12 protein-coding genes are annotated in these 14651 nt (G+C 34.7%); all 12 read right to left on the reverse strand.

What is annotated here, in order from left to right:
• Positions 1–61: 61 nt before the first annotated feature.
• The gene (locus BUE24_RS06770; RefSeq protein WP_073315202.1) at positions 62–1303 is read right to left on the reverse strand and encodes a DUF3570 domain-containing protein; all 1242 of its coding nucleotides are present in this window, start codon (positions 1301–1303) and stop codon (positions 62–64) included.
• 41 nt (positions 1304–1344) lie between these two features.
• Positions 1345–1557, reverse strand: coding sequence for a DUF4266 domain-containing protein (locus BUE24_RS06775; RefSeq protein ID WP_073315204.1), 213 nt, complete (start codon positions 1555–1557; stop codon positions 1345–1347).
• Positions 1554–2483, reverse strand: a complete 930-nt coding sequence (locus BUE24_RS06780) for an FAD:protein FMN transferase (protein ID WP_084549446.1) — start codon at positions 2481–2483, stop codon at positions 1554–1556. The genes BUE24_RS06775 and BUE24_RS06780 overlap by 4 nt, the downstream gene beginning before the upstream one ends.
• A 52-nt stretch (positions 2484–2535) precedes the next feature.
• The gene (locus BUE24_RS06785) at positions 2536–2976 is read right to left on the reverse strand and encodes a thioredoxin family protein (protein ID WP_073315208.1); all 441 of its coding nucleotides are present in this window, start codon (positions 2974–2976) and stop codon (positions 2536–2538) included.
• A gap of 388 nt (positions 2977–3364) precedes the next feature.
• Positions 3365–3868 (reverse strand): ferritin, encoded by a 504-nt coding sequence (locus tag BUE24_RS06790; RefSeq protein ID WP_073315210.1) that lies wholly within the window; start codon positions 3866–3868, stop codon positions 3365–3367.
• 160 nt (positions 3869–4028) lie between these two features.
• Positions 4029–6917 (reverse strand): tetratricopeptide repeat protein, encoded by a 2889-nt coding sequence (locus BUE24_RS06795; RefSeq protein WP_073315212.1) that lies wholly within the window; start codon positions 6915–6917, stop codon positions 4029–4031.
• A gap of 211 nt (positions 6918–7128) precedes the next feature.
• The gene (locus BUE24_RS06800) at positions 7129–7641 is read right to left on the reverse strand and encodes a PAS domain-containing protein (RefSeq protein WP_073315214.1); all 513 of its coding nucleotides are present in this window, start codon (positions 7639–7641) and stop codon (positions 7129–7131) included.
• Between the two features lie 95 nt (positions 7642–7736).
• The gene (locus tag BUE24_RS06805) at positions 7737–10205 is read right to left on the reverse strand and encodes a TonB-dependent receptor domain-containing protein (protein WP_073315216.1); all 2469 of its coding nucleotides are present in this window, start codon (positions 10203–10205) and stop codon (positions 7737–7739) included.
• Complete coding sequence (locus BUE24_RS06810; protein WP_073315218.1) at positions 10186–11547, reverse strand: HTTM domain-containing protein; 1362 nt, start codon at positions 11545–11547, stop codon at positions 10186–10188. The genes BUE24_RS06805 and BUE24_RS06810 overlap by 20 nt, the downstream gene beginning before the upstream one ends.
• A 19-nt stretch (positions 11548–11566) precedes the next feature.
• Positions 11567–12682 (reverse strand): imelysin family protein, encoded by a 1116-nt coding sequence (locus BUE24_RS06815; RefSeq protein ID WP_073315220.1) that lies wholly within the window; start codon positions 12680–12682, stop codon positions 11567–11569.
• A gap of 101 nt (positions 12683–12783) precedes the next feature.
• The gene (locus BUE24_RS06820; RefSeq protein WP_073315221.1) at positions 12784–14016 is read right to left on the reverse strand and encodes a DUF4856 domain-containing protein; all 1233 of its coding nucleotides are present in this window, start codon (positions 14014–14016) and stop codon (positions 12784–12786) included.
• Between the two features lie 168 nt (positions 14017–14184).
• A complete protein-coding gene (locus BUE24_RS06825; RefSeq protein WP_073315222.1) occupies positions 14185–14646 on the reverse strand; it encodes a heme-binding domain-containing protein in 462 nt (153 codons plus the stop codon).
• Positions 14647–14651: the final 5 nt, after the last annotated feature.

The raw sequence follows: 14651 nt of genomic DNA on the forward strand, positions 1-14651 counted from the left end.
AAACCTTACAAAAGTACATTCGTATACACTTCGAGTAAACCCGAAACTTGCTGGATGTGCACTAATCCATTTGGAAATTAAAGCCCCCTGAAAACAAATTGGCATTCAATCCAGAGTTTCGTTCGTAGTATCTATATCTAAAATCAATACTCTTCAGTCCGAATTTCCAAATATGCGCTTTGGCAAAAATATCAGTATAGCTTATCCCGACACCATACTGATTTGCATTAAAATCTGATAAATCAAAATCAGAAGTATAAAATTCCTGAATAGACAAATGCTCATTAAATGGTGCAAAATAATCTGCTTCGGTTTGATGATAAAAACGATAACTTGGATATACCGTAAACTTATCTGTGATTTTTATGGGTAATTCGATACTTGCTGTATGCGAATTAATCCCCCAATCATCTGTATAATATCTATAAAAAGTCCGTACTGCAACATATTCATTGACATAATAATGCAGTCTACCCCCCATAGCAATTTTAAATCGAGTATCCGGTAATCTTTCTACATCATCTCCCAAAGTAAATTCCTGAACCACCTGATCCGCGACATCGGCAAATAATACTCTTTGAAAAGGCGTAGAAAGCAATCCTTCTTGTTGTATGAGATCTAAGGACAAAGAACCCTGAAGTTTTTTGGATAAAATCTGAGAAAAGCCCAACCCTAGTGAATAGGAGTTTCGGGATTCGTCATCAAACTCAATAAATGCTGGATTATCCCTTAATTCTGAAGGGTAAATTGCGTTCCAGGTATCCAAGAACACATTGGCTTTGATACTAACTTCGGTATTTTTTTCATTAAACAAATAGGCATAACTACCACCGAAACCTACTGAGAAATAGTCGTATTCGTTGGCTATAGAGGCATTGACCGACCATACTCTATTCCTGTCATCACTACTATGGCTATAGGTACCTGTAAATGTGGTTAAAACATCATTTCTTGAAGCTCCAGACGAAGCAACAAATGGATTAGCAAGTCCTTCGGTATCAAAAGGATCAACATTACTTGATGAAGCCGAGGTATAGGCAGAAACACTCGAATCTATAATCAAGACATCGTCATCATTGAGAGGAATCGACACCACTATGGTAGGTGTTACATCGGTAAGTTCTTCTGTCCCCAATCCACCGGTTACTGCCGCATTACTTCCCTCTTGTGTGTAATAACTCATCAGGTAATCGACTTCTGTGGATTCCAAAACTCTTTTCTTATATCTTTCTGTTTCTTGTTGTTCTTGTCCTACAACGCAAAACGTATTCCATAAGATGATGATCAAAATTAATCGTTTCAAAAGCTAAAATTTAAGAGTTATATTCTTTGTATACCATTAGTTTAGTTGCAACCACATCCACCACCTGTTTTGCCTCCATTAGCACCAGCAGCTGATTCTCTGTAGGCTTGAAAATTGGTTTCAAAACGATCACATTTTTTCAGTGCCAACTCCATATCTGGATCATTCAATTGCACTTTCTCGTATTCTTTTACCACCACACACGAATGCAGCAGGCTGGTAAGAAGAATTCCTAAAACTAACCTATAACTCATTGGTCTATTTTTATGTTTTTGGAGGTATGTATATTACCTTCATTATCTATGATAATACATTCAATATTATCTAATTGATTTATTCTATCCATTCCCGTGGTTACTCCCATTACAAAAACCGAAGTAGCTAATGCATCAGCTAATTCTGCTTTTGGAGCAAAAACGGTTACACCTGCGATATTTTCTGTAGGGTATCCGGTACGTGGATCAATAATATGCGCATATCTTTTTCCCTCTAAGATAAGATACTTTTCATAATTTCCTGAAGTAACCACTGCACGATCTACAAGAGGTAGTATGGCAAAAGCATTTTTTTTGTTCAAAGGATTGGTAATTGCTACTTTCCAATGTGTCTTATCAGGTTGTACTCCCCAGGCACTCATATCACCAGAGGCATTGATAATCCCTGCTTTTACACCGTTGACAATAAGCAATTCTTTAGCTTTATCAGCTGCATATCCTTTACCAATTGCGCCAAATCCAATTTTCATTCCTTTCTTAGGTAAAAAAACTGTTCTTTTTTCTTTGTTCAACTTAATGTTTTGAAACCCAACATTGGCAATAGATGCTTTAATTTCTGCTGATGACGGCAAAGCGTTTACCGTACCATCAAACTTCCATATCTTATCCATAGAAGCATAACTAATATCAAAGGCACCATCGGTTAATCTAGATATTGCTATTGATCTTGTAATAAGATCAAAAAGCTCCTTATCTACCTCAACAGGGAGTATCCCAGCATGCTTGTTAACTGAAGAAGTCAACGAATTTTGATCCCAGGATGATATCTTTTGTTCAATTCTTTGAATTTCTTGGATAGCTACATCTATATATCGATCTGCATGTTCTTTGTTCTCGGCAACTACCGTGATCTCAAAATCACTACCCATTAGTAAAACAGCACGCTTATAAATTTGCTGTGCCATCGTAAGATAACTAGCTAAATATATAACAAGAGTAATTAGAAACTTCAAATCGTTATTGAATAATAGAGTTTAAAAGTTTGATATACGATTGGGGTGACACCTTTTTGTAACCAGTTTCCCCAAGTTTGTTTCCGGTTTTATCTAACACGACCACCAATGGGAATCCTCCACTTCTATTATACTTTTCTGCTAAAACGTTATTTTGAGCTTGCAACGTCTTAGATAACTGGTTTTTTTTCTTTCTTGGGAAATCCGCCTTCATTAGAATGTAGTGTTCCTTTGCATACTTTTGGAACTCACTCGTATGTAAAATCTGTTTTTCAAGTTTGATACATGGTACACACCAATCTGAACCTGCAAAAACCAAAACAATAGGTTTATCATTTTCTGAGGCTACTTTTTTAGCCTCTTCAAAATCAGTAAGCCACTCCTGCCCAGTTGCCATATGAAGACCTGCAACTAAAAAGCACCCAACAATCATTATCAATCGCATAGCATAGAATTTTATATACAATAATAAAAAAATATCCTTCAAGTTACTATTCAACACCTACAATCTTGTCATAAAAAAACGGAGATAATCAATTTTATCTCCGTCTCTAACATCGGATGGTTATTCACCAATGTATGTTTAGTTCTATCAAAGTTTTGGACATCTTTTGCAATTCGTTTTTCCTTTTTTCTTGTACTTCTTGCAACATTTTTTCTTTTTGCCACCACAGGCAACTTCGCAATTCATAGAAACACAAGGAGAATATAATGAAGGGGTATCTGTACTATGCACTTTGTAATTTTTATTAAATCTAAATAAAGTGCAAAAATATAAAAAATACTACCTTAGGCAAGAAATCCTTTCTCTTTATTTACTAACTTATTAACAATTAGTTAGCTGGTTCTTCTGGTTGGAAAGAATTGATATCTCGATCAAACAAATAATGACCTGATTTATCATCCCCAATAATCTTTAATTTATCCAGCAAATCTCTTGCTGTAGCCTCTTCTTCTAATTGTTCTGCAACATACCATTGCATAAAATTATGAACGTTGTAATCCTTAAATTGTAAACATTCATAAATGATATTATTAATTTTTGCTGTTACAAACTCCTCACTTTCCAGGAATACTTCAAACAACTCCATTAGAGATTTAAAATCATCTCTGGGTTTATCAATAGCTGGTATTACGGCGTTACCACTTCTTTCATTTATAAATTTCACCAATTTGGTCATATGTACTCGTTCTTCCTCCGATTGTGTATAGAAGAAATTGGCAACACCATTATAACCATTTGTATCTGCCCAACTTGCCATTGATAAATATTGCGCAGAGGCTTTGGCTTCATATTTTACCTGCTCATTTAATAATTTTTCTATTTCTGGTATCATACGCTTAACTTAGAATTTTTGTCAAAAAAACTAAAGTAAGCAATTTCCCATCCATTTAAAATGAACTTCACTCCTTCTTTACTTATTTAAAATTAAACTACATAATGATAGGAACGGTATAATTGTATTTACTTTATTTAGTGAACAATACCTACACCAATTATTTTTCAATTCCTGAAAGTGACATATCACTAATTTCCGAAGGTTTATTTTTTTCGAGTTCAATTACTCCTACTTTGATCTTTAACAACTTACGCAAGTACAACCCAGCAATCATAAACAGAATAGACCCGAAAGAGATTAATGCATAATACCCAGCAGATAAAACACTATTGGAGGTACCAGAATCTAACATTTTAAAATCCATTTTCTCCAAGACTTTGATCATATCTACCTTTTGATCTTTGGCAACTATCTTTTGAATTTCCGTCACCAAGGTAGTTTTGTCATTAAAAGGAACTCCAGTAATGCTTTTTATACCACTAACTCCTTTTTCTTTTAACGAAAATGCCTCTGTTAGGTAAGTAATCCCTTTTTCATCCAGGGCATAGCTACTGGTACTTTTGGGCAGGAAATAAAAATAATACTGACAAAAAGCAAACAGTACAAAAGCCATACTACAAACCAATAATGCTCTAGATCTTTCATTAATATTCGTATCCCTTTTGGACTTAATGAATGTATTGATCTCTTCTATGGCTATTTTGGCTTTGATATTATCTGGATTGCTATCCAAAGATTTTTTAAAACATTGCAAACTATCTTTCAGATACGAATTATTGATCTCTAATTTGTGTTTTTCGTATTGTTTGGTTTTGATATATCCTCTAGAATAATATAAATCTGAAAGTTTCAAATCTTTGTATTTCTTTTCTTTTGTTTCTGAATTTCGGTTTTGATACAAGTTAAGTTGTTTGGAACCTTTACCTGATTTTCCTATTTGTATGGCATCGCTAAGGTACTTATCTGTTTCGCTTAAAACTTTCTCATTAAGTTCTTCTTCAGGTCCATTCAGATTCAATTCACTTAAGCCAATTAAAGCATCTACATTATTTGGATCTCTTCTTAGTACCTTATTGAATTCAACACGAGCAGCTGTGTATTCCTTATTTCTTAAGTAAGCATTCCCCAAATTATTGGAGAGCACAAAATTATGCTCATCGAGTTTTAACGCTTTTTTAAAAGAACGAATAGCTTTAAGGTATTCTTCTTGTGCCAAAAACAATTGTCCTTGTAAATTAAATCCTTTGGCACTGGGCTCTCCATAGCTCAGATATTCACTGATTGCCTTATGTCCTTTTTCATTTTCGCCTTCGAGAGCATATAATTCTGCCAGTTTAAAATAATCATTGGCAAAACTATAAGGTTTGTCCATTATTTTTTCGGCTGCCTTTACATTGGCATTTCGTTTCCAATAATTACTTAATTCTACATTGATTTCGCGTTTATCTTTTTCGGCATAAATGAGATTAAGTGCATACAATAACCCAATATTCTTTTCATCTTTGGCGATACCCTCTAGAAATACCTTTTCTGCTTTTTCTATATCTCCAAAAAATTCAAAATAAATATTCCCATAGTACAAATAGTTATGCGCATCTAGTTTAAAGTTAATATCTTGTTCAAACTCATTTTCATAATGGATTAACACATCCGCCCATAATTTCCTGGATTTTTCATATTCTCCCATTTTAAAAAGGTAATGGGCCTTATTATGAAGAATATAAATGTGCTGATCTTTTTTCTGTAAAGCTTCTTCGAGTACGGCTATGGATGCTTTTAAATTACCTCTTGAATCATACAAATTGGATAAATCAAGATAACCATCCTGTACCTCACCTTTACTGAGTCCTTTTTTATAGCATTCATAACTTTGGTTAAAATCATGCAAGAAATATTGGTAAAGATTTCCCAAGGCCCAGTATCCTTCTACAGCATCATATTGCTCAACAATATCATGAAACCTTTTTAAACTGTCCTTGTAATCTTTAAGTGAGGTAATACTATGGTAAATGTTGTTATACGCGCTAACATTATGTTTATCTATCTCAAGCACTTTTTCATAGTATGATATTGATTTATTAGGGTCTTCAGATTGATAACTAATCCCTAAACTGGAATATGCCAACTTATTTGTAGGATCAATTTCTAGGCATTTTTCATATTTTGACCTTGCCTCTTCATACTTTTCTTGTTTTAATAAAATACCACCCCACCCCGAGTAAACATCAATATAATTAGGGTCAATATCAAGGGCCTTTTGATAATGTTCTACCGCCAATGCTATTTTATCTATTCTTGTATATAACAAACCGATGTTATATTGTGCGTGTCTAAAACCAGCATCCAGTGCAATGCATTTTTTATACATCTTTTCGGCATCATCATACCGCTCTTGAGCCAAATACACGTTCCCCAAACCATTATATGCATCAACATAATTTGAATCCAAATCAATTGCTTTATGATAATATGTTATGGCCGTTTTATACTCTTTTTTCCTTTCATAAACATAACCAAGGTTACAATATGCAAATTTGTACGTATTATCTAGATAGATACATTGAAGATAGTTTTCAATAGCCTCGTCATACCTATTCATATCTAATAAGGTATTCCCTAGGTCATTATAGTATCCTACATTATTGGGGTCTATTTCTATTGCTTTTTCATAATAATGAATCGCTTTTTCGAGATCAATTTTATCATATAAACTCCCTAAACTTTGATAAGCAGCAGCATACATAGGATCCAATGCTATAACTTTCTTATAATAATCAATTGCTTTTTGGGGTTCACTGGCTCTATGTACGAGCCCTAAATTGTGATATGCTAATTTGTAATTTGGATCTAACTCCAGGCATTTTTCGTATTTTTCTTTTGCCTCTTCCTCTTGTCCCTGATCTAGAAGTACATTACCCCAATTAAGATATGCATCCACATATTCCGGATTAATTTGTGTAGCTTTTTCGTAATATTCGATGGCTTTTTCTGGGTCGCTTTTTTCATGTGAGTACCCCAAACTATAATACTCCTGTGCAGTTTCCATAATGAATGAATTGGTTACAGATACTAATTGATCTCAATACATTTGGGGATAAAAAATAAAAAGGTATAACAAAACTAGTACATTTTGCTATAAAAAACACGGGGTATTTACCTGTTTATCAAAATATTACACAAAAACAGAAACATATTATAAAATATAAATACGTTACTGGTAACGAGAAGAAATAATAAGGTGTAATAAAAGGGATTATCTAAGCCGCCTTTTCAAAAGCTATGTAGTTAATTAGCTTTCCTTTTTTATTAAGGACGGGATACCCTTTTATTACACATGTATAAGGAGTTTGATCTTTTCTGTAATTCAATATAGCTACCTGGAAAGGCTCTAATTTGTCTACCGCAGCTCTGATCTTTGCCGAAGTTTTAAGACAAGTATCTTTTCCCTGAAACATTTTTGGAGAATTTCCTATTACCTCCTTTGGTGAATATCCATTGAGTTTTGTGATATTACTGGAGGCATAAACAATCTTTAATTCTGGACTAGTCACTACGACTACCGAGTGCTTGTCTACAAATTCTGAAAGATAGTCTTTTTCGAAATCCCAATTCTTGGTTATCTTTTTAAGCTCGGAAAGGTCTTGCTTGTATGCTTCTAAGGAAGAATGATATTCCCCGTAGAATTCCCATGACAATAAAGGCAATACATAATTAGATAAACCTTCGTAATACTCCGCCATCATATGATCATACCCGCTAAACTCTTTCATAAACTGTTAATTTATTCAAAAATATAGAAATCTACTTTTATTTCAGATTGAACAAAAGTTAATTCTTAGGGTAAACAAAAGTTAATCTTTTACCACTATAGCTTGAATTGCAGAGTAGCGTACCACGAAATTGGCGCCGAAGGAATGATCCCTGGACCTGGATATCCCGTTGCTCTTTGAGTGAAATAACTCTCGTCCAAAAGATTATTGACTCCCGTCTCTAGCTTAAAATTCTTATAAGTATAAGAAAAAGATACATCCAGAATTGAATACGCCGGAATCTTACCTAAAGTTCCTTCTTCTCTACTTCCTGGCACTCCTCTATCTGCATTGGTCACTTCAGTAAACTGTTCTGACAAATGGGTAAACTGGATACTGCTCAGAAAATTTTTATATCCAAATCCTATTCCTGTTTTCAAGTTGATGAGTGGTATAAACTCTACTTTATTGCCCTCGATAGGTTCTTCAGATCTGGTGTATTCAGAATCAGTTATGGCTAGATTGGTAAAAGCATTCAGCACATAATTGGTATCATCGGCCAAGAAGGTAGTTGCCATGTTCCAGTTGATGTAACTTTCAATACCATAAATAAATGCATCACCAATGTTTCCTCGTACACGTTGAGCTCTATCGTTAAAAACTTCTCCAATCCGATCTTGATACCACAATCCAAAAACACTTGCATCATAAGTAAGCGTATTATTAAACTTACCACGGATACCTATATCTGCCGTAAACCCTTCCTCATCACTAATATCAGGACGAATAACAAAGGTTGGATTTACAATTCGAATATCATTAAATGTTACCGACCTGTAGTTTTGAGAAACATTCGCATATCCTTCTAGACTTGGATTGAACTTATAGCTAGCTCCAAGACCTAATAACAAGAAAGAACGCTCAAAAGTCTCATCATCTCTCTCTAACGTATTATTGATGGGGTTACCAGCATTATCAAATATTACATTATTGAAGGTTCCGTCTGCTTCGGTCTTAATGTATTCGAATCGAGCCCCTGGAGTCACCGAAAATTTATCTGTGATATTAAATATGTTTTCTCCAAAGACCGCAACATTTTGATTAGGAAAATCAAAAGTGGATTGATTGGCATAATCTGGAAAAAGATCATTTTGAAAATCAAAATTCGCATCTGTTCCTATACTCCCTGGTCCTTGTCTGGCATCATTATCTGCCTGATAATATTTGGTACCAATCAAAAACACGGATTCTTTACCCAAGAAATTATACCTACTCAAAAGCCTTGCTTCTGCTCCCCAGTTTTTAAAATTACCAACAATCAAATCTCTTGGTGTAATAAAATTACCATTTACATCGGTTTCGTCTACTGCAGTTATTGGATTGGTGTTAAGGTCTGTGGGTATTCCTCTGAATCCTAAGGCTTTTCTGGAAGCATCCAAGGCAAAAAGATTGACACTAAAATCAGTTTTTTCAGAGAATTTATGTTCTAATTTAAGTGAGAACAATTTCCAATCTACATCAAACCAGTTCCTTGTTCGATTACTGAAATCCGGATCAAGCTCAAACTGGGTATCTGTAAGACCTCCTGGTTGTTGTGCCAGGTAATCCAAATAGGTAAACTCTCCCGTTATTTTGGTGTTATCCGTTAATTGGTATCCAATATGCGCATAGATATTTTTTGAATCATAATCTGAATTAGGTCTGAATCCATCTCCACTCTTATAATTAAAATACGTATAATAACTCAACTTACCTACCGTGCCTCCTATACTATTAAAACTACTAAATGCATTAAAAGAACCATAAGATTGGCGGGTAACCAGTTCTATTTTTTTGTTGGGATTAGGTTGTTTCATTTTGAAGTTGATCAGTCCTCCGAACTGAGTTCCATACTGTAATGATGCTGCTCCCCGCACCACCTGAATTTCACTTAAGGCCTCTGCTGGCGGAGTGTAATAACTTTCTGGATATCCTAAAACATCAGCACTTATATCATATCCGTTTTGACGGGTATTGAAATTGGCAGTACGATTGGGATCCAATCCTCTACCACCAATATTGAGTTGTAATCCTCCTACACTGTTTTCGTAGATGTTCAATCCCACTACTTGTGCATAAATTTCTCTCGCATTATTCGAAGCTAAATTACCTAATGCATTTTCTAGCAAGACCACTTCACTCTTCTTACCTGCATAAATAGCAGTACCTTCTACAGGTTTGAGTTGCTTTAACCCAAAAATCTTCGCCCTGCGTTGGGTGATTAATACTTCTGAAAGTTGCTCTCCAAGAGGAGCTAAAACAAAATCGAAATTGGTATTCTTATCGATTGTAATCTGCTTTTCTAAAATCTCATAATTATAGTTGAAAACAGTGAACAAATACGTTCCTTCTTCCAAATCTGTAAATTCAAAACTACCATCTGCAGAGGTAGTTGTCTGACCACCTGTAGTTTGATTATATATCTCGGCGTTTACCACACCTTGATTATTTTGATCCAATACCTTTCCTGAAAATATATGTTGTGAATAACTAAATCCAGTAATAAAAACTATGACAAAAAATACGTTATAATCCCTTAATCTCATCTTTGAATGGAATAATCCAAGTTTTATGTTTAAATGATTCTTTTTGTTTTCCTAAATCTACATTTGGGTCAATGTATGGGCTACTTAAGCGTCCATTAAGTGCGACATAGCTTTCTACATAAATTTCAACATTTTGATGACCCTGATTTTCAAAATGTTGTTTTAGATAATGTGCATATTGCAAGATAAAATCTGGCTGTGTTGCCATCTGTTTTTGCTGAAATGCAGTGAGAAAATCATCATTATCTACATAAAATCGCTTTCCGGTTTGTCCATCTACAATTTTAAAATTGGCATAGCCTGCTTTTTCCATAAGCATTACTCTCCAGGAGAATCGAAACCCCTCCTCTGTCCAAAATAATTCGCCAGGATATAGCCAATATCGAAACGGCAAAAGTAATTGAATTGCAAAGAAAACAGACAATAAAACCACACTTATTCTTGATCGTACCTGGTTACCTATCCAAGACTTACCCGTGTCAAAAACCTCTTTGTTGATTTTGATCATTTTTGCGATTACTCCCAAGATTTTATGATGAATATTTGCATCAAAAAATATCAATGTACTGACGATCATAATATATGGGAACATCCCTATCGGGAACAATACTCTAGTTAATACATGAAAAGCAACTACGAACACAAATGCTATAATTCTTGTTCTTTTGTAGAGCAATAAGAATGGAATGGTTAGATCATAAACAGCTCCAAAATAGCTAAACGTATAGTGTATCCACTCTTGCTGCATTAAATCTCCCAACAATGGAATACTATATTTGGATGGTAACCATATTTTTAACGGCATCGCTTTCAGCAACCAATCAGAATTCAACTTGGCTAAACCTGCATAAAAATACACGATCCCCAACAACAACTTAACAACATCAATAGTCCATACGGGAATTTGCTGAAATGATTTTCTCTTTCTCCAGGCATCTACAGAAAAGTAAGCATGCGCTGGTAAAAAAATCATCAAAAAACTAAGTAAAGAAATAAAATAGTAATGATTAAGATAAGTAGTCTTATCCATTAACTCTATGTAGGTAAAGCTTAAAAAAAAAGTAATTATAGCTAACCGATACTTAAATCCTAATGCCACCATTAGGGCAGAAATCCCGCAGATTGCAAAAATCACATAGGTATAAATCCCCAACGGTTTTACAAAGTCAAAACCAAAGTATGAAAAAAAGAAGCCGGGTTGGATGTACAACTTATCAATCCAGCCATAACTCCAGAAACGAATAATGCTTATGAGCATCATTATCCCAAAAAAAATACGAAAGACTGCCAATGGTGCAGCCTCCGTATGTTTATGAAAATATGCTTTTGGACTAAAATCCATGTATAATCAAGATATAATTCTAGTCACCATCTGCATCAACAAAATCAACTCTAACTGAAAATGCTTGTAGCATATCTACTTTTAAATGAACTACATTTTTTTGAAGCTCATCATAGGTATTCAGCATTAGATTATTATTGGACCGAACTTGTTCTGTAAAACTATCATCCAAACCGGAAGCAGTAGTTCGTGAAAGATTAAATTGATTATTGATGATCTCAGCAAGGTCTTCACCTTCTTTTATGGTATTCAAGAAATCCAAATAGGTTTTAAAACTCTCTCCTGTAGCATTGCTTCCGAAATGTTTCCCGTTAAAGAAATCCTGCATTGCGTCCAAATTGGCATTAAATAGGGCTTTGGAAAAATCTCCTTTATAAAAAGCTTCTACTTTGTCATCAAAAGTTTGAGTACCAAACACTCCTGCTGGTATTCCTACTTTTCCAGCTCTTAGGTGTTTTTCGTAATGAAATATAAAGTCATTAGCAATTTTATCCACAGAACTTGTAGCAGAAGATCCACTATTACCAACAAAAGTTGCTCTATAATCACCATTCCAATCTGCCAGTACTTCTGTAGTCAAATTGTTCATTCGGTCTACTAGATCTGTTAAATAGGAAATGTATTTGCTACCATTGGTTGCATCGGTATAAAAAGCAACGATATCTGCATCTGCAGTCGCTAACCCATTGATCATATAATCTAAAGCTCCAAAACCTTGTTCATCTTGAGCGGCTACAGCACCTAGATCATAAGATTCTGAAGTGATATTAGCATCAATATTTCCTGCATTAACCGGAAAAACGTTCATAAAGTTTCTATACGATAACTCTTCTGCTTTTCCAATCTCGAACATCCCTACCGCTTGCCAAGATAAATATGCATTAGACCATGCTGTTCTTAAAGCCAATAAATTTGTTTCATTGGCATCGGCAGTAAAAGCAGTAGTTGCTTGATCTAAAGCCGTTATATCTGTAGAAAACTTTTGTAATGACGGGATAATGATATTATCTGCAAAATTCACCAACATTGCAGCTCTGTCAAAACTATCTCCTCCTGCTTCTCCACCATCATCACTTGTAGAACAAGCGGATGCCAAAAGCATCAAAACGAAAAATGAACCTAGCAACTTCTTCATATTATTTTTATTTATTCTTAATAAGTTTTGCAAATGTAAAAAAAGAGGTTGAAAACATACTGTTTTCCCACCTCTTTTTTACGATTTTATATTTTGTTTAATTAATTCGTGCTACCTGCTTGCGCAACGGTAAAGTCAAATCTTGCAGCGATAGCTTCAGAAATTGATTGTAACGTTGCAGGAGTAACATCCCATAAACCGTTGGTACCACCCATCAATTGACTAATAAATCCTTGTACTTCTGTTCTGCTAAAGTAAGGAGCATTCGTATCTGGATTTCTTGTAAATTGTAGACTGTAAATAAATCCGTACCCTTCAGAAAGATCGTGGAATACACTTGCAAAATCTACTGTACCAGCTTCAAGGCCATTCTTACCTTGCTGTAGGTAATATACTGCTCTAATCCCTACAACTTCAGAAATTTTTCTTCTTAAGATAGCAGATTGCGCATCACGAATATCATATCTCTTTGCAACGATTGCTGCTCTACCTAATTTGAAAGCATTAAATATCTCTTCGGCAATACCCGCAAAATCAGGATCCCCTTCTACTCGTCCAATATATTTGTTTAAGAAACTGTCATCATCTCCAATAGTAGGATTTGGATTGGCAGTATTTGCCGAAGTTCCGTAAGCATAACCATATGCTTCATCCCACTTGTGCTCCATATTAGTATAGTTTTTACCGTCCACTAATACTTCATTGTCATTATCGGCTCTACTATTATTTGTTTGGTCAAGAATAGTAACACCTAAGTAGTTATTCAATGCTTGATCTACCATTAGTGCCCCAATCAAACCTTTGTTAAATGCTTGGTTTAATTCTAATCCTTTGGCGTTTACATATCGATCAGATCCACCTCCAGCTTCTTGGATTACTCCAGGTGTTCCAGCCACTGCAGTAGTACCCCAATTTGGGAATACTTCATCTACCTGCCCTTTGATAAAAGCATCAAATTCAGCTTTGATCGCGTTTGCATCAGTTACATTGTCAGAAAAATAATCTTGTGAAGCAGCAGTTTTACTACGTACACTTTTATCAGAAGCATTAAGATCTGCCTCAGAAAAATCGTTTGCTCCTTCAACATGTGCAAACATAGCATCTATTGTAGCTTCGTCTAATGTTTCAGTTTTAAATGCATTTAGGATTTCTTCTCCCATTTTAATACGAGTAGTTTGTCCGCTAAAACTAACCGTAGTTTCTCCGTTACGTTCAAAAACATACGTCGCTGGGGCAGTTAAACCTGTATCTGGAGTATCGTCATCAGAAGAGCATGATCCTAATATAGCAACTCCGGATAAACATATAACTTTTAATAAGTGATTGATTTTCATTGACTTTTTATTTAGACTTAATTCAAATAGTAATATTTATGTGGGCAAATATATAGATATAAATGCATCTCACAAACTTTATTTGTAATAAATCTAAATAAAATTAACCTAAAGATAATATAGGCTTGACCTACCGAAAACGATATCAAATAGAATACCTGCAGTAACTTATTCTGCCACAGAATATTGACTCCTCACCTGTTTTACCCAATTGATCAATTGTTCTTTTTCTTCTTCTTCAAGATTACTATGCAACCAAGTGTATGATGAAAGTGGCATCTCTCCTTCCTCTACTTCTTCTACAAGCTCTTCTAACTTATGATCCTTCTTTTTAACGCTATATCCTTCCCAATCGGATACGTTAAAATGTTCTTTACCTTCTTCTACATGATGATCAATCCAATACGATACAGGAGCTACTTCGGCATACCAAGGATATATGGTTTGATTGCTATGGCAATCGTAACATTTGGTTTTCAGTATTTGTTGTATCTCAGGAGAAGGTTTGGTTTCCTTTTCAAAATAGGCGACAGACTCATATCCAGATTCATTCTTATCTGGTCTTACGAATTGAAGAACTACCAATACGACCAAGAGTGCTATTCCTACTTTTTTTAAAATTCCTTTCATTTTAG

Origin of the sequence: Aquimarina spongiae (assembly GCF_900141785.1) — a bacterium.
Classification (GTDB): Bacteria; Bacteroidota; Bacteroidia; order Flavobacteriales; family Flavobacteriaceae; genus Aquimarina; species Aquimarina spongiae.